Source organism: Bdellovibrio bacteriovorus (assembly GCF_001592755.1).
GTDB classification, from domain to species: domain Bacteria; phylum Bdellovibrionota; class Bdellovibrionia; order Bdellovibrionales; family Bdellovibrionaceae; genus Bdellovibrio; species Bdellovibrio bacteriovorus_E.
In genome coordinates this window covers 101,314-121,866 of sequence record NZ_LUKF01000012.1, presented here as the reverse complement: position 1 = coordinate 121,866, position 20,553 = coordinate 101,314, and the positions used below count along the sequence as shown (strand labels likewise).

At 45.6% G+C, this 20,553-nt stretch carries 21 protein-coding genes; 6 read left to right on the top strand and 15 right to left on the bottom strand.

Annotated features, from left to right (window positions below; genetic code table 11):
- Position 1 precedes the first annotated feature (1 nt).
- The gene (locus AZI85_RS07320; RefSeq protein WP_063243470.1) at positions 2–793 is read right to left on the bottom strand and encodes a metallophosphoesterase family protein; all 792 of its coding nucleotides are present in this window, start codon (positions 791–793) and stop codon (positions 2–4) included.
- Between AZI85_RS07320 and AZI85_RS07315 the strand changes: the two genes are divergently transcribed.
- The 3 genes from AZI85_RS07315 (at position 776) to AZI85_RS07305 (ending at position 2,794) form a co-directional block, all read left to right on the top strand.
- The gene (locus tag AZI85_RS07315; protein WP_063243469.1) at positions 776–1,687 is read left to right on the top strand and encodes a diacylglycerol/lipid kinase family protein; all 912 of its coding nucleotides are present in this window, start codon (positions 776–778) and stop codon (positions 1,685–1,687) included. The genes AZI85_RS07320 and AZI85_RS07315 overlap by 18 nt on opposite strands.
- A gap of 97 nt (positions 1,688–1,784) precedes the next feature.
- Entirely contained in the window at positions 1,785–2,006 is a 222-nt protein-coding gene (locus tag AZI85_RS07310; RefSeq protein ID WP_063243468.1) for a hypothetical protein, read from the top strand.
- Between the two features lie 62 nt (positions 2,007–2,068).
- Positions 2,069–2,794 (top strand): hypothetical protein, encoded by a 726-nt coding sequence (locus tag AZI85_RS07305; RefSeq protein WP_063243467.1) that lies wholly within the window; start codon positions 2,069–2,071, stop codon positions 2,792–2,794.
- On the opposite strand, the gene AZI85_RS07300 is transcribed toward AZI85_RS07305, so the two are convergent.
- Positions 2,791–3,255: a hypothetical protein gene (locus tag AZI85_RS07300; RefSeq protein ID WP_155723959.1), complete on the bottom strand. Its 465-nt coding sequence runs from the start codon at positions 3,253–3,255 to the stop codon at positions 2,791–2,793. The genes AZI85_RS07305 and AZI85_RS07300 overlap by 4 nt on opposite strands.
- Positions 3,256–3,398: 143 nt before the next feature.
- On the opposite strand from AZI85_RS07300, the gene secG reads away from it, so the two are divergent.
- Both secG and AZI85_RS07290 read left to right on the top strand, forming a co-directional pair.
- Entirely contained in the window at positions 3,399–3,788 is a 390-nt protein-coding gene (secG, locus tag AZI85_RS07295; RefSeq protein ID WP_063243465.1) for a preprotein translocase subunit SecG, read from the top strand.
- 41 nt (positions 3,789–3,829) lie between these two features.
- On the top strand, positions 3,830–4,636 hold the full coding sequence (locus AZI85_RS07290; protein WP_063243464.1) for a TonB family protein: 807 nt from the start codon (positions 3,830–3,832) through the stop codon (positions 4,634–4,636).
- Positions 4,637–4,911: 275 nt separating this feature from the next.
- On the opposite strand, the gene AZI85_RS07285 is transcribed toward AZI85_RS07290, so the two are convergent.
- The 3 genes from AZI85_RS07285 to AZI85_RS07275 form a co-directional block, all read right to left on the bottom strand.
- Complete coding sequence (locus AZI85_RS07285; protein WP_253720895.1) at positions 4,912–5,919, bottom strand: phosphatase domain-containing protein; 1,008 nt, start codon at positions 5,917–5,919, stop codon at positions 4,912–4,914.
- Between the two features lie 100 nt (positions 5,920–6,019).
- Positions 6,020–7,591, bottom strand: coding sequence for a penicillin-insensitive murein endopeptidase (locus AZI85_RS07280; protein WP_063243462.1), 1,572 nt, complete (start codon positions 7,589–7,591; stop codon positions 6,020–6,022).
- A 56-nt stretch (positions 7,592–7,647) separates the two neighbouring features.
- On the bottom strand, positions 7,648–8,505 hold the full coding sequence (locus tag AZI85_RS07275; RefSeq protein WP_063243461.1) for an alpha/beta hydrolase: 858 nt from the start codon (positions 8,503–8,505) through the stop codon (positions 7,648–7,650).
- Between the two features lie 9 nt (positions 8,506–8,514).
- Here AZI85_RS07275 and AZI85_RS07270 point away from each other — a divergent pair, with 9 nt between their 5' ends.
- Positions 8,515–9,441 (top strand): CorA family divalent cation transporter, encoded by a 927-nt coding sequence (locus tag AZI85_RS07270; protein WP_063243460.1) that lies wholly within the window; start codon positions 8,515–8,517, stop codon positions 9,439–9,441.
- Here AZI85_RS07270 and AZI85_RS07265 read toward each other — a convergent pair.
- The 10 genes from AZI85_RS07265 to AZI85_RS07220 all read right to left on the bottom strand — a co-directional run bounded on the left by AZI85_RS07265 (position 9,438) and on the right by AZI85_RS07220 (position 20,552).
- Positions 9,438–10,259 carry a class I SAM-dependent methyltransferase gene (locus AZI85_RS07265; protein ID WP_063243459.1) on the bottom strand — a complete coding sequence of 274 codons (822 nt, stop codon included), beginning with the start codon at positions 10,257–10,259 and terminating at the stop codon, positions 9,438–9,440. The two genes, AZI85_RS07270 and AZI85_RS07265, sit on opposite strands and share 4 nt — an antisense overlap.
- Before the next feature lie 38 nt (positions 10,260–10,297).
- Positions 10,298–12,223: an Lnb N-terminal periplasmic domain-containing protein gene (locus AZI85_RS07260; protein WP_063243458.1), complete on the bottom strand. Its 1,926-nt coding sequence runs from the start codon at positions 12,221–12,223 to the stop codon at positions 10,298–10,300.
- Between the two features lie 152 nt (positions 12,224–12,375).
- The gene (locus tag AZI85_RS07255; RefSeq protein WP_155723958.1) at positions 12,376–12,867 is read right to left on the bottom strand and encodes a DUF3015 family protein; all 492 of its coding nucleotides are present in this window, start codon (positions 12,865–12,867) and stop codon (positions 12,376–12,378) included.
- A gap of 121 nt (positions 12,868–12,988) precedes the next feature.
- Positions 12,989–13,933 carry a DUF429 domain-containing protein gene (locus AZI85_RS07250; RefSeq protein ID WP_063243593.1) on the bottom strand — a complete coding sequence of 315 codons (945 nt, stop codon included), beginning with the start codon at positions 13,931–13,933 and terminating at the stop codon, positions 12,989–12,991.
- Positions 13,879–14,871 carry a GHMP family kinase ATP-binding protein gene (locus AZI85_RS07245; RefSeq protein WP_063243457.1) on the bottom strand — a complete coding sequence of 331 codons (993 nt, stop codon included), beginning with the start codon at positions 14,869–14,871 and terminating at the stop codon, positions 13,879–13,881. The genes AZI85_RS07250 and AZI85_RS07245 overlap by 55 nt, the downstream gene beginning before the upstream one ends.
- Positions 14,871–15,863: a DUF4340 domain-containing protein gene (locus AZI85_RS07240; RefSeq protein ID WP_063243456.1), complete on the bottom strand. Its 993-nt coding sequence runs from the start codon at positions 15,861–15,863 to the stop codon at positions 14,871–14,873. The genes AZI85_RS07245 and AZI85_RS07240 overlap by 1 nt, the downstream gene beginning before the upstream one ends.
- Positions 15,863–17,401 carry a GldG family protein gene (locus AZI85_RS07235; protein WP_063243455.1) on the bottom strand — a complete coding sequence of 513 codons (1,539 nt, stop codon included), beginning with the start codon at positions 17,399–17,401 and terminating at the stop codon, positions 15,863–15,865. Before AZI85_RS07235 ends, AZI85_RS07240 begins: the two co-directional genes overlap by 1 nt.
- Positions 17,402–17,403: 2 nt before the next feature.
- Positions 17,404–18,177 (bottom strand): ABC transporter permease, encoded by a 774-nt coding sequence (locus AZI85_RS07230; protein ID WP_063208815.1) that lies wholly within the window; start codon positions 18,175–18,177, stop codon positions 17,404–17,406.
- Positions 18,174–19,115 (bottom strand): ABC transporter ATP-binding protein, encoded by a 942-nt coding sequence (locus AZI85_RS07225; RefSeq protein ID WP_063243454.1) that lies wholly within the window; start codon positions 19,113–19,115, stop codon positions 18,174–18,176. Before AZI85_RS07225 ends, AZI85_RS07230 begins: the two co-directional genes overlap by 4 nt.
- A 174-nt stretch (positions 19,116–19,289) precedes the next feature.
- The gene (locus AZI85_RS07220) at positions 19,290–20,552 is read right to left on the bottom strand and encodes a DUF814 domain-containing protein (protein WP_063243453.1); all 1,263 of its coding nucleotides are present in this window, start codon (positions 20,550–20,552) and stop codon (positions 19,290–19,292) included.
- Between the last annotated feature and the right edge of the window lies 1 nt (position 20,553).

Genomic DNA, 20,553 nt, shown 5'->3' with positions numbered 1-20,553 from the left:
CTCACAGATTAATAAATGGTTCCCATTTAACGGACTTGTGAACTTCGCCCTTCGGAATGACAAAGCCTTCTTCTGAGAGAAAATAAGTCTCTATATTCACGCCCGCATTTTCCGTGGTGATGATGTGGAAGCTATTCACCTCGCCACGCAGACGATCCGACGTTGCACTCCCCGCGGACACATGCAAAATCTGATGACGTTCTTCATCCTTCACAGTCGCGACCCAGTTTAAATGCGAATGCCCGCTCAGAACTAAGTGCGGTTTCAAAGCCAAAACTCTTTTGGCTAGATATTCAGGCTGAATGCGCGCCAAATCTTTCGGTTGAAACAGCGGATGATGACAGGCAATCACCCGCAGAGCCGAATCCGGCGCCTTAGAAAAAGCGCTCTCGGCGCGTTCGATATCTTTTTTTAGAATACGTCCTTCTACAGGACGAAAAACACTGGCGGTGCGAAATCCCACGATGACCATTTCCGGATCTTCAAAAGTGTCAGTCGTCACGCTGCGGATAAAACGATTGTAGTTTCTCAAAGGTTGCAACAGTCGCGCGACGAAATTGTACAAAGGAATATCGTGATTCCCAGGAATCGTTAATACTGGAAACGGAGATCGTTTGATGAACTCGGCCGCAGCTTGATATTGGCCTTTACGGGCTCTTTGAGTCCAATCCCCCGTCATGACGATCAAATCCAGTTTTTGCTGTTGAGCCGCCAAAAAACTTTCTAGCGCCTCAATAGCCGGAGGATGAATGCGCCCGAAGTGGAGATCAGAAATATGCAGAATTCTCTTCATCAACACACTATGAAAAAGATCCTGGTGTTGGTCAACCCCAAGGCTCGGCAGGGCCATCAGGTGCAGGAAGAAATCACAGCATGGTTGAAAGAAAACGGCTACGAGGTGTTGGATCACAATCAGAAATCTGGCAGATCCATGGTTGAAGTCATCGATCATTTTGCAAAAGAAAATCCAGTTGTCTTGGTCTCCGGAGGCGACGGCTCTGTGCGCGAGGCCTTACCCGCTTTGATTCGTCACAATCTTCCGTTGCTTTTGATTCCTTCGGGGACCGCGAATAACTTAGCTCGCACTTTGAATATCCCGACGAATATCAAAGACGCATTAGAACTTCTTAAAACCGGACAGATCCAGAGTGTGGACACGGGAATTGTGAACGGCATACCTTTTATGAATGTGGTAGGCTTGGGTTTAAGCACTCAAGTCAATCGCGTCGTCCAATCAGACCTGAAACGCTGGCTAGGAGTTTTTGCCTTTATACTCACCGCCATCAAGGTTGTTTTACGAATGACACCTTTCTGGGTTCAACTGGAGTTTGACGGAAAAATTCACAGCGCTTTTTCCTGGCAAGTCAGTATCTGCAACGGCAGAAATTACGGGAACGGACTTGTCATTCACAAGGATGCTTCTTTGGAAGACGGCACTCTGCATGGTTTGAGTACAGAATCCAAAAAGTGGTGGCATTCTTTCGTCTTAATTCCCGCATTGATCACGGGAAAATTTAAACGAGAAGACGATGTGACAAGTTTTTCTGGGCAAACAATCCAACTTCGCACCAAACGCACCATGCATGTCGACGTGGATGGCGATGTGCGCACGACAACGCCTTTAAAAATCCGCGTCCTGCCTCGATCTTTAAATATTTTTGCACCCATTGAATCCCCTCAGACCTAACTCTTATTTTGAGTTTCAATTGCATAATAAACAGGACCTTTTGCAATTTTGCCGCACGTATTTGCTAAAATGAGGAATGTCATTTGAGGAGGTTCCAATGGCTGATAAATACATCAACAATATTCAACCGGTCTTTACCACACCTCAAAAGCCGATCGATAGGCCCAAACAATTTCATACGATGGAAGGCCCACCGGAAGAATTCATCAATGAATATGATGGAAAAGGCAAAGTGCCAACTCCAGAAGAAAGTAAGTCCTCATCTTCTTCTCCAGGTGAAAACTTAGAGAACGAAGATAAAGACAACTTCTCTCATTAAAAAGGCGCGCAACGCGTGCGCCTTTTTATTGCCTTCAATGTTACTGCGGCATACAAATTCGTATGCGTATTTTAAATCTTTTATTCTTTCTTCTATTTCCTATTCTCGTCTCTGCGCAGACTTCGACTTCTGAACCTGCTGCTCCAGAGGCTGAAAGAAATCAGCTTGAAAAGATCGCCTCGTCAGCCTTTGGCATCTTGGATGAGTCGCGAGTGAACCGGGAAGAAAATAAATATTTTGTGATCGGCGACTATGCGCCATTTGATCTTTTAATTCCCAGCAAATGGGGTGTCACTGCGGGAATCAATCAAGACGCTTCCAAATCCTGGGAGCTTGAGTTCCTACAAGGTTCCTTAGCATTGCCTTTCTTCGTTGATGATCTGGGCAAGATGACCGAGCGCCGTATTTCTTTGATTCGTCGAAGCTATGGCAATAACAACAGTTTCCACTGGAGTTACGGCATCACTTATTTCTCTTTCAACGCACAACTAGGAAACGAGTTTGTCGACGCCATCAGTGGTTCGTACCCTGACGCCGAAGTCGTCGGCATTGAAGCTTGGGGTTTCAATCTTGCTTTCGGCAACCGATGGACAATTAAAAAGAACTTTACGATCGGCGTAGATTGGCTCTCATGGGCGCAGCCAGTTCATGTTTCCAAACGTGATGATGACTACATCAACTATGCTACGAACAACGAGTACAAGGATGAAGTGGATACGACTTTGAATATCGCCTCCTACTTTCCGCGCTTTACTTTATGTAAGATCCAATTGGGCTGGATGTTCTAATCTAGAATCCAGTTCTTATCTGACTTGTGAAATTTGAAAACACCCAGGGGCTGAGATTCGACTTCGCCTTTCTCCATGCCCTGCTGGACGATCAACCCGCGAGCCTCGCTAAAATTGAAGCGGCGGCTTTTGCTGGAGTCCACACGAGAAGCGATACCCAAAAGTGTGCGACGGAGTTTCATCGGGTAAGTCTCAACCACAACAGACACTGTGGCTAAGGTCTCTCCTTGAAACTTCACCTCTTCCACGGAAACTTTTGAGTTGTCTTGAATAAACTGAGTATAGGCTTGGTGCAGCCACGGGGATTGAGAAAGGCTGTCGTCGGCTTCTTGTTTAATTTGCTCCGAGAATTTCTTTTCGGCGAGCTCTAATGCCTTTGTTTTAAGCACTTTTTCATCCGAAGTGCAGGCTGTAAGGATTTGGAAGCTCAGAAGCAGAAGGACCAAGAGAGTTTTTTTCATAAGTTCTAGTTTATAGACTGGCTTAAATTTGAAAAGACCAGGCCATGACATAGAGCATCAATGCCGTGGATTTAGGGCACTTTGGGGTGGACGAAGACCCCTGTTTGTCCCTATATTCAGGGATCTTTGGGAGATACTAGAAAATGACTACTTTCATTGGAATTCTTCATATCATCGTTGCTTTGGTCTTGATTGTTCTTGTTTTGATTCAAGATTCTAAAAGTGATGGCGCCCTTGGAATGGGCGGCGCAAGCGGTTCGAACTCTTTGTTGGGTGCTACAGGCGCACAATCTTTGGCTGGTAAAATGACTGTTTGGGCAGCGATCTTTTTTGCGATCAGCTGTTTAACTTTATCTATTTTGACTTCTTCTAAAACAAAATCCGTTGTTGATTCTTTGCCTTTGCCAACAGCTCCGGCGGCGGCTCCTGCAACAACAGATGCTAATGGTGCAGCCGCTGTTCCTGCGGAAACTCCAGCAGCGACGGCAACTCCAGCTGCGACACCTGCAGCAACTGCAACTCCTGCTCAGTAATTTTAGTACATCTTCAAAAAGTTCTTCGCTATAGTTTCACTATGGCGAAGAACAACTGGTTGATTTCCACTCTGATTATTTTAGGTCTTGTAAGCGTAGGCCTTTCTCTTTTCGTAGCAACACAAACTGAAAAACAGAAGCCAGGCTCTCGCCCTTTAGCCCGCATTGAACTCAATCTGGGTAAAGTCTTTGTCTTGCGCAAAAACCTCACACAAAAAGAAACTCTCACGCGCAAATCCACGCTCTTCGCATTAGATTCAGTAGAGACTGGCGTAGACGGTGACGCGACCATGGAATTTGATTCCGCTTACCGCATTCGTATTCCCGAAAATTCTTTAATCACCATTGATGAAGAAAGTGATCGCATCGTTTTGATTTTAAAAAGAGGCGACCTGCAAGTAGAAAACTTCGGCCGCGAAGGCAGCGTCTACATTTCTAAGGACGGCGTCCGCTGGAACGCCACCGACTACGAAATGAATTACAAGAAACAAGCTCCGACAGAAACTTTGCCTGATCTAGCGCCAGCCGAAACCAGCCCGACACAGCCGACACCCAACATCCAAGAAGGCCTGACTTCCGAGTTCATTCAAGACACCTTGAAAACTCACCGCGGCTCTTTCTTCAAATGCTACACTCAGCTTCTGCAAAAAACTCCGGGAGTCACAGGCCAAGCCTCAATCACCTTCACCATCGAACGCACCGGCAAAGTAAACCAAGCCGAAATCGCCTCTTCAAGCATCAACGACGCCGGCTTCAAAAAATGCCTCCTCGAAGCCACCCGCCGAGTCGAATTCAAATCCTTCAACGGCGACCCCATCTCCACAGTCTTCCCTCTCCGCTTCGAATAACGGTACCCGTTTCCTTTTCAACACAAAGGGAAGCAGGTACCCAAAACGCACGAAGCCTAAAATGGATTCCTGTCGCAGTTATTTCCGATAACGTTAGACCTTAACGAAGATTTTTATAGCTAAGAGTTTTTTATAGTTCATACGAAGGACGGCCTTCAGCGGGGCCTGGATGGCCCGAACCGGCGAAGCCGGCGCTGACCGAGCCCGGACGGCGTGCCGTCCGCAGCTATGAGCTATAAAAAACTCTTAGCTATAAAAATCCCGCGTGCAAGCGCCTAACGATAGTCGTGAAGATAATCGATCCGCTCAGGAATCCAAGGCTCGTGGACTCCTTCCATCTCGTACACCCTTCCATCCTCAACAGTTTTTTCTTTAAGGGGACTTACAGAAGGTTCGTAAGAGTTGTGCAGCAATCCCTTTTCGTTGAAGAAAGGTTTCACCTCTTGATAGGCTCTTTCACCTAAGACACCACGACGGATAAATTCGTCAAAACTTTTCATCAGCTCTTCGGGTGTGTAGCCATAGTTGTAAATCATGTCTTGAATAACACCGTAGATTCCATCAAGGCCTAAGCGGTGATCTTGATAAAGATCTAACGCCACTTGAAAAGTATTGTACGTCGCTAACGTGCGGCGCCCAAACTTTAAGTAGTAATCAGGATCGGTGTCCGTCGCAAGATTGATATAGATTTTTTCGACAGGATCTTGCTCTGGAATATTCGCTTGCAAATCTAAGATTGTATTTACTTGCTCACCAGTCACATTCAAGCCTTCTAAGGTCGTGCGAATGTCGTGAGCTCCCAAACGTCTGGAACAAATATCCGAATAAAGATTGTAGATGATGGCGTCTGTTTCGCTGTCATCGCCCCAGCAGATTTGACGGACGTTCTCGGCAAGTCTTGTTCTTAACTGCATCAAGGCTTGAAGCTTGTATCCCACCTGCTTCGTCAAACGCCAGAAACGACCGGGACGAAGATTCGCCAAGTTGTCTTTATAAAAACAACCAAACGGGCGGATATTATCCAAAGAGAATTTCTCAGAGATGCGCTCTTCCATTTGCGGTGGGGATGCTGTGATAAAATAAATCGGAAAGTACATGTAGCCTTTTTGTTGCTTACGGTACTCCGACAAAGATTGCATCAGAACGTTGGTGCCAGGAATGTTTTTCTTATTCAAGGCGCGCTCAAGAATCGTGGTCATCAGACCCGATAGCGAATCAATGGTCGTGTCCAGATAGGTCTTATCCAAATCCCAGATAAAAACTTCTTCGTGACTCTTTTCCATCCCCTCCGATACATACCGGAAGAAAACCACGTCCCCATTCATTTCACTTCGATCGCGCCAATCAGCCATACCTAAAGTGTGTCAGCCTAAAGGGGATTCGTCAAAAACATCCCGAACCGTGAGCGGGCTCTGCCATTTGGCGGCAACGAACCTGGGCGCTGGAACACTTCACTCGTAAATGGAAGTGGTTGTGATGGTCGGTGTCGGCGATCAGACGGCGCAGGGTTTCGTAAGCTAGGCCTTCGTTTTTACCCTTTTGCAGCTCGCCATTTTTAATAGCTATATTACAGAGAGATTTCTTTAAAACCTTGTGAATAAAGATTCGGTCAATAAGGTTTGTCTTTACCACGTGTTTAAAGAGCTTCCATTGTTCTTCTTCCATCCAGTTCGCATGAGGTTTATCAACGGCCACGGCCGAAGCAAAGAAGCCTTGAAAAGATTTATTGTTAAAGAAAAGAGCCACGTCCGCATCCAAACCATTTTGATGTGATTTGTGGGATCCAAGTTTTCCGCCTTTTTCACGAGACAAATCCCCGATCGACATCACGTATCCAGGCATTTCCTTTTTTGTGAAAAGCCCCATTTGCGTCACGATATATCCCAACTCATTTGTTGCAAAGTGAGTGAGGCGCGCCGGACGCATAACTTTAAAACCTGTTGGCTCATGCGTCTCTTGGTAGCGCAATATATTCATCGCGTTTTCTAAACGACCTTGATTCACAGGCCCGATGGCCTGACTGACTTTTTTAATCTCAGGTTTTGAATCCGTTGCAGGTTCTTCTTTTTTTGGCTCCTCTTTTTTCGGTTCATCCTTCTTAGGAGTCTCAGGACGAGGTGTGGGAACAGGAATTTTTGGAGTTTCCGGCTTCGGTTCCTGTTTTTTGGGTTCGTCCTTCTTAGGCTCATCCTTCTTTGGTTCATCCTTTTTCGGAGTCTCTGCTTCTGGCTCCTCTTTCTTGGGTTCTTCCTTCTTTGGCTCTCCCGACTTCGGCTCTTCTTTTTTAGGTTCGTCTTTTTTTGGTTCTGGTTTTACATCCAAAAGATTTTCAATGTCTTCTTTGACACTGCCGACGTAATGACCCGGATCGCCTTCGACTTCGTCAGCGCCACCTTCAGACTCCAATTCATCTTCGGGCTCTGTCTGCTCAGGCGAAGTCGGTTCTTCTTTTTTCTCTTCTGCAGAATCTTTTTTGGGAGCTTCTTGATGCGACTCAATTTGGTGATGATAGATCAGACCATCGGCATACAAGTAAATATCGATGAAAGAAGAATGACAGGTGCCCTCTTCACTTAAGCACGTCGCTTTAGCAGCTAATTGCACACCTTGAGGCAAAGACACTTCTTTACGAGCGCTGCGCAGATTGATAAATCCGTCTTGATCGACCAAGCCCGCAAGGTCTACATCGATCATTTGCAACGACTGCCCACGAACCGGCAGATATTCAATTTTACCTTTAAGAGTCATCGCTTTGGTTGTCGCATCAAAGACAACACTGGTGTCCACTAGACGAGTCGCCCCGCTAGCAATTTTATAACCGTCTTGTTCCACCACCGTGGGGCGCGGAGGTTCATAAGTCGTGACCGGGGTTGAACCCTGGTCGCGCTGATCGGGAGCACAAGCTGTGATTATTAAGGGAAGCGTAAAAATAAGAGTAAAAAGACGGCTCTTCATCCTGCGCTCTCACTTGCAGGAAGCATGCTTTCTAAAATGCAATAATGGAGCTTTGACTACTTAGACACTGTCAAAGTTTTAGATAGGTAGGCCAATAATTGATCCCGAAGCTCGCCATTGCGAAGTTCATAGAGATCACCGTGATGCCCCCCTGGAATCACCCAAAATTCCTTAGGACTGCGCGCGGCCGCAAACATTTTCTCGGAGTTCTTAAGCTCCACCGCATAGTCGTCAGCGCCATGAATGAAAAGAAGCGGTAACGGAGAAATGTCTGCCAAAGACTTCGGTGCATAGTTGTCGCTGATCACAACATAACTGATCGGCTGAAGCGGCCACGTAAACCAGCGACGACTTAAAACATTGCGAGCCATTTGTTGGTAGGAGGAAAAACTGGCTTCAATAATGACGTTGCGAATAGGAACTTCATTTTTAATCTCCTCCACAGTTCTTAAGGCAACAATCCCACCTAAGCTATGACCGTAGATGATCAAAGGTCGAGAATCTTTTTTTAGATGCAACCACTCTGCCGCCGCCATCCCCGCTTCAACGGTGCTTTCTGGCGAAGGTTTTCCTGTAGAAAGACCATAACCTGGATAATCAAAAATAAAGTAGTTGTATCCCTTTGCCGGAAGCCAATGAAACATCAAAAAGTGAGACGTTAAGTTTTCGGCATTGCCATGGAAGAAAAGCAAAGTTCCTTTGCTTTCTGTCACCGTTGTCGCGGGAAAATACCAGCCATGAATCGTGTTTCCACTTTGTGTTTTCAAAAACACATCTTCCGGCTGCATTTTAATTTTCGCCGGATCAAAAAGTTTTTCCTTCATGGGAAAATAGAAATACGACTGGCAGCCCGTCAACGACAGCAACGCAATGCATTTCAAAAAGGTACGGCGAAGCTCAGAAAACTTTGTCATACTGGGATCATGAAACGGTTTGAGCATCAATGGCAAGATTTTAAGTGGGTCGATTGCGAAGCTCCTTCGCAAGAAAATTTCGTTCAACTTGCAGAAGAGTTTCCTATTCCGCTTCAGGTGCTTTCTAGCTGCTTAGATCCCGAACATCTGCCCACGGCGGAGTTCTATGAAAAATGCTTAATGATTATTTTGCGTCATCAGGATTTGCAGGCAAAGCCAAAAGCCGCGACCATGCAAGAACTGACAACAAAGCTCGTGCTTTTTATCGGAAAAGACTTCGTTCTTTCCGTTCATCGCTCGGCTCTTCCCTGCACTTCAGAGAAAAAAGACAAAGCGGCCTTTGAAAAGCACACGCTGAATTCTTTGGTCAAGAATCTGGTTCTACAGACGATAAAAAGCTTTGATGCTCCTTTAGATCAACTGGATTCTAAAACGGATATCATTGAAGAGCGGGTCTTTGCTTTAAAAAGAAGAAATATCCTGCGGGAGGGTTACACGATCAAACGCAAGGTCTCTTCCTACCGCAAAGTTTTTAAATTCACGGCGGATATACTGAACAAAATCAGTACTGAAGTGACAATCCCTTTGCGCGATCTGAATCACGTGCGCGAGCCCTTAGACAAACTGATTTTCTATGCGGATGGCATTCATGAAGAGATCACAGGTCTTTTAAACCTTCATCTGTCATTGATGTCGCAGAAAACCAATGAAGCCTCTTATCGCACCAATGAAGTTATGCGCGTCCTTACCGTGTTCTCGATCTTCTTTTTACCTTTGAATTTTATAGCCGGTATTTACGGAATGAACTTCGACAATATGCCCGAGTTGCACACTCAAAATGGATACTATGTCATTTTGAGCGTGATGCTTTTAGTGGTGACCGTGATTACCTACTGGATCTTCAAGAAAGGTTGGCTTAAAAAAGACAATCTTTAGGTATAAGCCTTGGCCTGAACGAAAGAATAATAAAACACGGCGTTCGGGTCACTCGCCACCTTCGCCATTTCATCTTTCATTCCCTGAACGATTTCGTCCGACACATAGTCGGCTTCGACCAACTGATCGCTGGCGCTTAAAAGTAATTCCGTCCAGTATTCAATACAGTCTTTACGCGCTTGCGGAGAACGATTGTCTAAGTACCAAGTTTTTACTTCCGTTTGAATATCCTTATACCCTAGCTGCATCAGGAAGTTTCCTAACTTTGCTCCGACGAAAGGATCGCCTTTTTGGGTCAGTTGATATTCGTTAAATGCCATCCAGTATTTGGAAACATTGGGAGAGTAAGGATCTAGAAAGAACGAAGCATTCATCACCTCGGTGATATAAATCACCGAGCCGGGACGAAGCACGCGACGAACTTCTGATAAAACACGAATGGGGTCCGGAACATGCTCTAAGATCCAACATAAGAAAGCCCCGTCAAAGGCGTTCGCAGAAAACTTCATGGAAGTCGCATCCATCTCTTGCAACTGGAATCGACCATTTGCAAAAGGCATTTGCGAAAGATGATATTGGGCGGCCTCCAACTGTTTGGTGCTGCGATCAATACCCGTTAATTTCAAATCAGGAAAACGGCGCAGAATGATTTCACTTTGCGCGCCGACACCACAGCCAACTTCCAAAAGATTTTGCACGGAAGCTAGATTGATATTTTGATAAACCGTGTATTCACCGAAACGAGCCTGCTTGCGCAAACGCTCTTGTTCATCTTTTGAAAAACCGTGCAAGTAAGGAAAGGCCGTGGACTGCGACATACAAAAAGCTCCCTGAAACAGTGGAACAACGAGAATCGTCAGTAATAATTAAACAGCTGAAGACTCGTTTCCTCAAGGAATCTCTCGTTGCGATAAGACGCGCGCACCCCGAAGGACTTTGTGAAACTGTATTGCGTTTCTATTTGGCTTCTAAAGTAATCCTGCTGATTCCACGCTGAGTCACGACGATAGTAAAGGCCCGCTTGCCACAACCACCAGGCATTTACTTTATAGTGAACTTCAAGAAGAGGTCCGGCGCCCACCCAGAAATTGTTATCTGCCAAAGAAGGTCCATAGTGCACCTCGCCTTGAACCTGAGCCGTGATGTCAAAAGTGCCATAGTCAAATGTCCATCCACCGCCCAACTTCATAACACCTTCATGCGTGGGCAGAAAATTTTCATTGCGAGTTCTTTCGATGCCTAACTTAAATCTCCACGAATGATCCGGAATTAATTTGGACCACGGACTGGCAGAAACAAGTTCAAAGGCGGCGAAATTTTCAAGCTCAAAACGCTTTTCATCCGGATTGCTGTAAGAAGACCCGTAAGAAAAACCCAAATCAAAAAACGTGATTTGTGAGTAAGTCGGATATCCCCACGCGGGATCTAAACGATCATGCAAAGCAAACCGATGAGTCAGAAGTGCCAGATCCTTATCTGAAGTGTCGTGCAAATACCCAACACCCCAACGGCCCGACGGATGCGCTAAGTGGGGGCGATCCTCTGGCGCCGGATCGATTTTAATAATTTGTGGCTCAACGGCGATCTCACTGCGTTTTCCTAAAACGCGCATCTTAAGCTGCGCTTCCCGTCCTGCCTCTTGCACTTCTTTCGAATATTGAAAGTCAATGAAGTCGATAAATGCATCCAAGATCTTGGCTTGCGACTCTGGAGTTCTGTCTTGAAAAGACTTTCCATAGACGATTTCGTCTTGCGCGCGAATCTGATGAACAAGTTCCGCAAATTCCTTTTGTTCTTCTTTATTCAGAATTTTCCCACGCTCGAAGTAAACCTGCCGAATGGACGGACGGTACTTATAACTCTTAATCAAAGAGGTTTTTATCCAAAGAACACGAATCGTATCTGCGGGAATCACGTAATGATCTAAGTGCGCTAAGATATCAACGTTGGGATCGGCGGCTTCTAAAATAGAAAGCATGTGATACGAACAGTTTTCAGTCAGATACCAGTAATCAATCTGCGCCGGCCCTAATTCCCACACGTGCGCAACCAGCATAGAAACTGCGCGCGGCTTGATATCCAGTTCGTATTCCCAAAGATCGCGAGACTCGGCATTATTATACTCGCGCACCTTATAGTAATAAGGAATCGCACGAAACTGCCCTGGGAAAAGACCGAAAAGACCTTTGAAACCATAAAGAAAAGCATTATTCGTGTCGGCTTCGGCAGCGTAGTTCAGGCCGTAATCCAAAAGCTCATGGCGTTGACCATCTTGTTCTGCGGCTTTATTTACGCGTAAAAACGTATGGCCGAACGCAGATGAAGGATTGTTTAAGTAGTAACTTGAAAAGACCAATGAAACCGACTCACCTTGCATACCCTTGGCAAAAGCCAAATAGCGATCGCACTTCAAATCTTTCCAAAGAATATTTTCATTTTTCAGATGATCTTTCAGCCACTGATAACGAGCCGGAAATTTACATTGCGCATGCTCATTCACATCTGCGGGCGGTTCCTGAAAAAAAGCCTGAATTGTCGCTTCGAGCTCGGCGTGGGGATCTTTCTTTCCCTTTACCGACAAGAAAAAATTCGGACTATCAATCTGACTTTCGGTCACAAAGAATGTATCGCGTTCAAAATGAAGCAGCTTTTGCCACTGGCGATCCTCAGCCAGCTTTTTTGTTTGAGCGATTTGCAGCACCTTCGCCGCGGAGGATGAATCTGGGACTGACGATGCGGACCAAGAATTTAAAAAAAGAAACGGAAGTACTGACAAAAGCATAGAACCATCTTTCTGGCTCTGTACAATTTTGACAAGAACTATCCTTCAGAGAGTTCTTTTTAAGCTCTACGTAAAAATCTGTGACGGAAAAATAAAAAACGCAGTGACCAAAGCCACTGCGTTTTTATTTCTTCACTAAAGGAAGCTAAAAACTAAGCGCCGCAAACGTTGTTTTGAGCAACAACTGCGTTGATGTTTGCTTCGATAGCTGCTGGTTGCATGTTTGTTTCAACGAAGATTTTGTTGTAGTTCTTCTTCATTACAGGAGCAAACGCTGAAGAGTTGCAACCCATCAAGTTAGCAAGACCTGCCAAAGTTTCACCTTGTCCACGAGCTGCGTCGTTAGCCAAAGCCAATTTGTTCACTTCGATGAAAGCAGGAACTTCGCGACCTGATTTGAAGATACCATCTTGTTGGCAGTTCAATGTACCAGTAGAGATACCGAAAGTTTGAGAACCAGAAGTTCCGTTTGTAGTAGCCGCAAGAACTTGGTTGCCATCAGAACCCATTACGATAGAACCGAAACCACAACCTGCTGAACCATAACCTTGGCCAGAAACTTGTGACAAAAGACCGCCCTTTTTTTGAGCGTGAGCAACACCAGATACCAACAATGCTACAAGAACTACATTTACCAATTTCACTGAAAACCTCCGTGTGTGATTTGGTTAGACATCCAAAATTGTGAAATGACTTTGATGCGGAGGCAAACAAAAACGGGGCTAGTTCAGTAAATGATCCCTAAAAAACTTAAAGAATTATGTTTCAAAAAGAATCCCACTTGATCGAAGGCCTTGGAAATTCAATCCAGTCTTCGCGGCGAGGGAATCCCTCAGGTCGAGGTTCGGTCAAGCCTTTGAATTGCAAGAAGGCCGTGAGCGCGCAGATGAAAGACTCAAAGGCGTGATTATTTTCAATCATCAGTTTGACGTCTTGATCATAGACGAAGGCCACGTTGTGAGAGCTTAAAGCATTCAAAATTTCCCGACGACTCTCATCCCCGCCAATCGAGTGCTTATGAAAACGCAAGTGACTCTTCATCACATTGAGCGAACGTCCCACTCTCCAAACTGAAAGCTTGGGAAAGACTTCAAAGCAAGGCATGACCAATCGGCGCTTGATAAACATCGCCCGCGCTAAAAGCGGAGCCGTATTTGCGCCCATGGCATGCTGAAGATTGAAGGGCTCTTCCAGTTCCGTCGACAGATACAGTTCCACGCAGCGTTGGGTGTAAGGCGTGAACAGCTTTCGCGGTTTTTTCTTTTTATGCAGTTTGCGAGTGTAATCCCACATCCACTTCACATGCTCTTCGGGGCAGCCTTCGATTCCAGGACAGTGAGGGACACAGCGCAAACAGAATGGTGGATTGAAAGGCACATCGAAAGCGACACTTTCGATTTCTTGGTGGTACTGCTGGATAATTTCGAGGATCTTAAAGTCCGCCGAATGCACTTCGTCGCTTTTTATTTTTTCAACCAGACGAGAAAGAAAAACTTTCTTGTGCTTAGGATAGTATTCAAGAACAGAGACGCAGGCTTTATCGGATTTACCACCACTTAAAGAAACCCCAATAAAGCGATGCACCTCACCCGCGTGAGATGCAGTCGAAGAAGCCGCCGTTTTTTTAGCAGCAGACTTCTTCGTCGTTTTTTTCTTTACAGAGGATCGACGGGTTTTGCGTCCATCACCTGAAAGCCGGCTTCTTGGCATGCTTGAGCGACCCCTTTGCGTTTGTCAGGAGGACACCAGACCAGAACACAGCCACCGCCCCCTGCTCCACAAATTTTAACAGCCTCAGCCCCATTTCGCAAAGAGACTTCCGCAAGCTTATAGATCTCAGGACTTGAAAACTCAGGCGCCAGGCGCACACGGGCGTCAAATTCGCGTTTAAAAAGCGTGCCAAGTTCATTCCAGTTGCCAGCTCGCACCGCGTGCTCTGTCTCAATAGCCACAACCTTGAGGTCATGCAAAGCTTGCAGAGTGGGCGCGTCTTTTGCCACTGAATCCTTCATCACTTCAAAGTTGTTAAGACCAGAGTGATGAGCCTTCCCCGTATAAACAAGCATGAACTTTTCGGCCAGAGGAGAATGGCTGACTTTCATAACGTCTTGCTCGACACCGTCATAACTGTAACGAAGAATATTCAAGCCCCCAGAGGCGGCCGGATAGTAGTCTTGAGTGCCCGTCGGAGTATTTAAGATTTCAGCTTCAATGTTATGAGCGGCATGCACCATTTGATGAATGTCTTTAAAAGGTCTTCCGCAAAACAACGAAAAAGCTTTCATAAGACTGATCGTTAAGCTCGAGCTTCCGCCCAAACCACCACCCACAGGACTGTCGGACGAAGTTTTTAAAGTGAAACCCTTTGTCGGCATCCAATATCGAAGCTGCGTCTGCAGCAACACCATACGCGGATCCGTGTCAGAAAGAGCATCGACTAAATTCGTGTAAGCTTTTTTCAACTTCAAATCGACCGATTCAAGAACAATCGTTGAATCATCATGAGGAGTCAGTTCTGCCGTTGTATAAATATCAATGGCGACATTGACCGTGGAAGCTCCATTAATAAATAAATACAAAGGCCACAAATCCAGTGTGCCCCCTGCTAGATCCACGCGTGTCGGAGATTTAACGACAATCTTTTGCATTACTTCTTTTCTTTCTGGCCAGCCATGGCTTGTTGCTGATCTTCACCTTCTTTGGTTTCCGGCTTTGAAGGTGGAGTTTCTTTTAAGTCATCCGGTGACATTTTAATAAATCTATCTAAAGCACCCGCCTCCATCTTCATCTGGAATGCAGGATCACTTACCTTTGCGTAAATCAACAGATCAGGAGCTTGAGTTACTTCAGCCTTCCAGGCTTTATCCGCAATTTGTAAATCCATTGTGAACAAAGACTTTCCTGCGGGGATTTTCTCTTTTCCGCCAAGAATCTCTGCCGCTTTTGCTTCTGAGATGGCTGTTAGCACTTCCCGAACTTTGTTTTGATCAAGCTTATAGTCTTTCTTTGCACCCACAAGCTGCCAAACACCATCGACTCTTTTAAGTTCCATTGTGCCTTTGGAATTTTTAAGTTTTAGAACATCGACGCTCGCAATTTTGTGACGAAGGAAGCGGCGGTCTCTGAAATCCGATGCCGTTTTATTGGCGCGATTCTGCCAAACAGAATTCACGATCAGCACCCGGTTTTCATTTCCGCGACGAGCAAAGACGTTTTCTTCAAAATTTCTTTTATTGGAAATCTGGAAAACATTTTCTTTGCCATCGGTAGTTTTAAATGTGATCTGTGCCAAGGGTTTATCCAGACCGTACATGGCCCAGTCAATATCGCCGCCCTCGCGTGCGACCTCAATCACTCTTTCGGGAAAGACATTTTTAACAAAGTCATCCGCAACCGCATTATCTGCAAGATCTTTTAAAGGTTCGATCAATTCCCAGCCATCCACACTGCGCTTAAGAACGATCTTTTGTTCACCCTTGAGAATCTCAAAAGAGTCCACGTGTTCAAAGTTCACGGTCATCAGGCGTGCCTGCTCCATATTCTTATCTTCGTTTTTTTTATCGCGAAGATAATCCCAGTAAGCGTAACCACCCAAAATCAAAAGACACAGAACAAGAATCGTACGACCTTTGAGTTTCATTAGGCATTTCTCCTTCTAAGATAAAGACCTACGCTGGTCCCTAGCAGTAGCAATGGCAATGGAATAATAAAGGCGAATAAGAACACACCGAACTTTGTTTCTGTTAGCAGCATTTGCGTCGCTGCCGGATCTTTAGGGGTGATGCTGATCAAGTTTTCTTCTTTAGCCAATGCCGCGATCGAGTTCAAAACCAAATCACGATTCAAGTTTTGGTAAAGCATCTGATTCGACATAAAGTCGACGTCGCCCGCAATGATCGCGGAAAACTGCTTTGCATCCTCTGGTGTCCCAGGAAAACGTCCAACGACTTCATCAACCAGAGTGAAGCTGCCCTCAGGACCGTCGCCGGAAATTTTCATGCTTTGGAAAGCCATGCTGTTGGCCGGCGTTTTTACGATCTCGTCCACAATCATGGTGTCCGGCACTTTGCCTTTTTTCAAAGACTGAGGATAGCGGAACAATGTCACTTCACTACGAGCAAAACTTTTCGTGATTTGATTTGTTTGCGAGAACACGCCACCGACCGTAGGACCTTGGTTGATACCACGACCCATGACAGTATCGACGATCGTCATCACGTAATTGTTTTCAAGCTGCACGCCCAATTTTCCAACAAGGCCTTCAAGGCCGGCGGAATTTTGAGATTCTAAAGCCAAGAAAAGGCTTCCACCTTTTTTTAAGTATTCTTCCAAGGCCGTGATCTCAAAAGCTTGAAAGCCCTGGATAGGACCTGCGATCACGATCACGTCGGCGTCTTCAGGAATCTTTGGATTCTGAATCAATGGAAGCTCTTTCACGACGTAACGATTGTTCTCAAGCATCAGCTTTAAAGAGCCAAGTCCCAAGCCTTCTTTGCTATCATTTAGATCTTTTTCACCGTGACCGACCGTGAAGTAAATCGTCTTTGTTTTTTCGCGAGTCACCTTTACCAGAGCACTTGTAAATTCCTGTTCATCAATACGCTCAACACGGTTGCGACGACCTTTGTAATCTAAAAAGACTACGCCGCTTCCTTTATCCACGCCGTACTCTTGTGCTAAGTCCGGGCGTTCGTTGACCTCGACAAAGTCCAACTGAACTTTGGAACTTTGATCTTGGTACTTTTTAATCAATTCGCGGAACATACGACGGTTTTCTTCGTTTCCTTCCACACCTTTTTTGTAGAAGAAAAGAACTTTCAAATCAGAATCTAAGGATTTGATCAGCTTCACCGATTGTTCTGACAAAGTGTTAGATTGTGCAGATGAAAAGTCCCATGTTTTGTAGTGTTTAACGCCCAAGTAGTTCACAAGCGCAAGCACTGCAACCATAAGAACAATCAAGACCCCCATGCTCATGCCTTCTTTGGTCGTCTTCATCACGAAGAACTCTTTAAAGAAAGCGCGATCCTTCGCTATGCCCAAGCCCAGGAAGAAGACCGCCAAGCCCAACGCCAGCCAACAAAACGGCACCCAATCACCAATCAGGTAACGAGTGATCGACATGGACACTAAGGAAATACCAGCGAAAAGAAATGAGATTTTACCAAGTTTGCTCATGTTTATCTCCAACGTGAGGATTCAACGACGCGCTCTGCAAGGAAGCAGAACAAAACGATGATGCTTAAGAAAAACACCAAACCATTGGTGCGAACTGTGCCTTCAACTAAACTGGAAAGATGGCTGCTTAAAGAAACATGCTCAAAAACTTTACGAGCCGTTTCACCGTCCACCACCTCTGCGCCAATCCCGATAAACCAGATCGACACGTTGAAAATAACGGAAGTCACGTAAGCGACGATGCTATTCTCGGTTAAGGATGATGAAAATAAATCCATCGCCGCATACACACCACCGACTAAGAAAATTCCAAAGAAAGCGATCACTAAAGGCATCCAATTGATGGTCGCCAACGTCGATGTCGCCAACGGATAAAGAACTGCCAGGAATACAATACCTAGAACAGCCCCTAAGGCGGCAAAGTATTTTCCTAAAACGATTTGCAAAGAAGTCACCGGCGACGTCAAAAGCAAATCAAAAGTGCGAAGCTTCTTTTCTTCGGCGAAAAGCTTCATCGTCAGCGCAGGTACCACGAAAATCAAAAGCAGATTCAAATAAGAAAGCTGTCTTAAGAAAACACCGTAATGGATATTCAATTGGTTCGTCGGAACCCCTTGTTGCATCACGTAGTTTGTTAAAAGCTGCGCGAATAAGTTTAACTGAATAGGATACACCCAGCTAAAAATCACACTGACAAGAAAACAGATCACCCAGAAAGTAGGATTGGCGTAAAAGCCTTTGAGTTCTTTTTTAAGGATTGTCAAAGTTCCATTCATACTTCACTTCCTTGCTCTTTACCGTAAGTCAATTTCAAGAACACATCTTCCAAGTCCACTTTGGAAGGGCTGAGTTCTAGCAAGCCATAACCTTTTGTGACCAAGCGAGACGAAATCGCTTCGACCACGTCTTCGCCCCCTTTCACATCAATATTCCATTCTCTTTGGGACGTTCCCGAGTTGAAAGCCACCACTTGCTGGATATCACCAATCACGGCTTTCATATCTTCCACGTCTTTACGCAAACGGATGTGCAAACGGCTTTGGCCCTTATCCATCGTCGCTAAATTATGAATGCTGTCTTCGGCAACGATCTGCCCTTTGTTGATGATAATCACCTTTTCACACGTTGCTTCCACTTCCGGAAGAATGTGGGTGGAAAGAATGATCGTGTGCTGGCCTTTAAGCGCTTTAATCAAATCGCGAATCTCTGCCACTTGCTTCGGATCAAGTCCCACCGTCGGTTCATCCAGGATAAGAACCTCGGGATCTGAAACAATGGCTTGCGCGATACCCACACGCTGTTTGAAACCTTTTGAAAGATGCTGGATCAAACGCTTTTGCACGTCTTTCAAATTGGTTTTTTCGATCGCCATATCAACGGCTTTTTCGATTTTGTCTTTAGGAACTTGTTTTAAAGCGGCGACGTAGCGCAAATAATCACGTACATACATATCGCCGTACACCGGAGGTGTTTCAGGCAAGTAGCCAATGCGTTTCTTTACCTCTAAAGGATTTTCGAAAACATCGAACCCGGCGACAGACGCCGTCCCGTGACTCGGAGCCATGAATCCAGTGATGATTTTCATCGTCGTGGATTTCCCCGCACCGTTAGGTCCTAAGAAACCAACAACATCCCCTTTTGAAATGGAAAAGTTGAGTTTATTGATGGCACGTCTTGGTCCGTAATCTTTCGTGAGATCTCTGACTTCAATCATGGTGAATCTCCTCTGCTGCAAAAATAAAACTTAGAGTTCCGTCAGGAAAGTTTTATCAAGGCGCAAGGAGGAAGCTGTACACCGTACAGCGACGACGCGGCAACGCAGAGAAAACTTTCCTGACGGGACTCTAACAGAAAATTTTAGACTGAGGCTGGTGTCAGTCAAGACCCCTTAAGCATGACGCAAGGTAAAACTCAGAGTTCTCTCGGAATGATAAGTCACGCGACCTAATTTATCTCCCTTGATAGGGCGAACGAAGCGGCATTCAACGATCACGACAGCGACTTTTTGCCCCACCATCAGGGACTTGGACGATAAAGACTCTTTAGCCACCCATTCGGCGACTTCTTGAATGTCATTTTCAGAGATCAATTGATCTCGCTGACGGTGAATGATGGCGTGCGCCCCCGGATAATCGCGCAAATGCAGCCAATAATCCCAAGCCTTGGCCTGGCGAAGCAGTGCGAGGTTGTCCGCAGCCGATTTTCCACAATAAGCCAAAGCGCCGTTGTCTAAGTGAAGCTTACGACCTCGAGCGTCCGCTTTGTGCATAAGATCAACCAGTGCTGGCTTTTTTTCTTTTTCCTGGTATCGAGTCTTTTCAAGTTTGGCAATTTCAACCACCAACTCATCGAACCGCTCTTTGGCGCCGTCCTTCTTGCCAGCCAACTGCTTGGCTTTTGAAAAGCAATGCTCAATATTCCAACTCAAAGATTCTTTATCATTGATGCAGGTTTTTAGATGCTCGGGTACTTGCAACGTCCCGTGAGTTTTCAGATAAAGCCCGGCCTCATACCAAAGATCCTCTTTATCACTTTCAATCTGCTTTTGGATCTCCGAAAGAGCTTTGCGCTTTTTGATCAGATCTTTTTCTTTTTGTTTTTCCCATTGAGACACGGGATCTAAAGAAGATTTCTTCTGCGTTCCTTGTTCCTGCAACCACTCTTCATGAATGGCTTCAATCGTGCGCGGCGCCGGCGGATTTTCCACAACCGGCGGAGGAGTCAGATCCAAAGGCCTTTCCCAAGCAATCTGCTTTCCTTGAGCTTTCACGATCAGATTGCACTGCTTCGGAATCATGCGAATTTCCAACTCACAATCCGAAGAGGAATTCCTGAGTTCCAGCTTCACCACGCGCCCAAATTCTTCTTGGACACTCATTCCAGTCAGGTAAAGATTCTTCGCATGAGAGTTCAGGAAAAGCCCGACAGGCTTTGCTTTCGGTCCTTTCTTAAACGGACACTCTTCTTCAAAAAGCAGCAGCATCGGGGCATTGGGAACAAGGTCCAGGATCATCCAGAAATGCACGTCTTTACGAAAACCCAAAGCCAGACCTCGGTCATTAACCAGGACATCCTGCAACTGGGCACCGTCTAAAATTGGTGCGAAGTAGTGAACAAATTGCTGCAATTCTTGCTGAGTCAGGGCTTTCATC

What these genes read in the sequence shown, in the direction of transcription:
- AZI85_RS07300 (WP_155723959.1), bottom strand. Translation starts at nt 3,255, where the DNA reads ATGAAAAAAACTCTCTTGGTCCTTCTGCTTCTGAGCTTCCAAATCCTT.
- AZI85_RS07275 (WP_063243461.1), bottom strand. Translation starts at nt 8,505, where the DNA reads ATGACAAAGTTTTCTGAGCTTCGCCGTACCTTTTTGAAATGCATTGCG.
- AZI85_RS07235 (WP_063243455.1), bottom strand. Translation starts at nt 17,401, where the DNA reads ATGAGCAAACTTGGTAAAATCTCATTTCTTTTCGCTGGTATTTCCTTA.
- AZI85_RS07280 (WP_063243462.1), bottom strand. Translation starts at nt 7,591, where the DNA reads ATGAAGAGCCGTCTTTTTACTCTTATTTTTACGCTTCCCTTAATAATC.
- AZI85_RS07305 (WP_063243467.1), top strand. Translation starts at nt 2,069, where the DNA reads ATGCGTATTTTAAATCTTTTATTCTTTCTTCTATTTCCTATTCTCGTC.
- AZI85_RS07270 (WP_063243460.1), top strand. Translation starts at nt 8,515, where the DNA reads ATGAAACGGTTTGAGCATCAATGGCAAGATTTTAAGTGGGTCGATTGC.
- AZI85_RS07310 (WP_063243468.1), top strand. Translation starts at nt 1,785, where the DNA reads ATGGCTGATAAATACATCAACAATATTCAACCGGTCTTTACCACACCT.
- AZI85_RS07265 (WP_063243459.1), bottom strand. Translation starts at nt 10,259, where the DNA reads ATGTCGCAGTCCACGGCCTTTCCTTACTTGCACGGTTTTTCAAAAGAT.
- AZI85_RS07225 (WP_063243454.1), bottom strand. Translation starts at nt 19,115, where the DNA reads ATGATTGAAGTCAGAGATCTCACGAAAGATTACGGACCAAGACGTGCC.
- AZI85_RS07260 (WP_063243458.1), bottom strand. Translation starts at nt 12,223, where the DNA reads ATGCTTTTGTCAGTACTTCCGTTTCTTTTTTTAAATTCTTGGTCCGCA.
- AZI85_RS07250 (WP_063243593.1), bottom strand. Translation starts at nt 13,933, where the DNA reads ATGCCAAGAAGCCGGCTTTCAGGTGATGGACGCAAAACCCGTCGATCC.
- AZI85_RS07320 (WP_063243470.1), bottom strand. Translation starts at nt 793, where the DNA reads ATGAAGAGAATTCTGCATATTTCTGATCTCCACTTCGGGCGCATTCAT.
- AZI85_RS07220 (WP_063243453.1), bottom strand. Translation starts at nt 20,552, where the DNA reads ATGAAAGCCCTGACTCAGCAAGAATTGCAGCAATTTGTTCACTACTTC.
- AZI85_RS07245 (WP_063243457.1), bottom strand. Translation starts at nt 14,871, where the DNA reads ATGCAAAAGATTGTCGTTAAATCTCCGACACGCGTGGATCTAGCAGGG.
- AZI85_RS07285 (WP_253720895.1), bottom strand. Translation starts at nt 5,919, where the DNA reads ATGGAAAAGAGTCACGAAGAAGTTTTTATCTGGGATTTGGATAAGACC.
- AZI85_RS07315 (WP_063243469.1), top strand. Translation starts at nt 776, where the DNA reads ATGCAGAATTCTCTTCATCAACACACTATGAAAAAGATCCTGGTGTTG.
- AZI85_RS07290 (WP_063243464.1), top strand. Translation starts at nt 3,830, where the DNA reads ATGGCGAAGAACAACTGGTTGATTTCCACTCTGATTATTTTAGGTCTT.
- secG (WP_063243465.1), top strand. Translation starts at nt 3,399, where the DNA reads ATGACTACTTTCATTGGAATTCTTCATATCATCGTTGCTTTGGTCTTG.
- AZI85_RS07230 (WP_063208815.1), bottom strand. Translation starts at nt 18,177, where the DNA reads ATGAATGGAACTTTGACAATCCTTAAAAAAGAACTCAAAGGCTTTTAC.
- AZI85_RS07240 (WP_063243456.1), bottom strand. Translation starts at nt 15,863, where the DNA reads ATGAAACTCAAAGGTCGTACGATTCTTGTTCTGTGTCTTTTGATTTTG.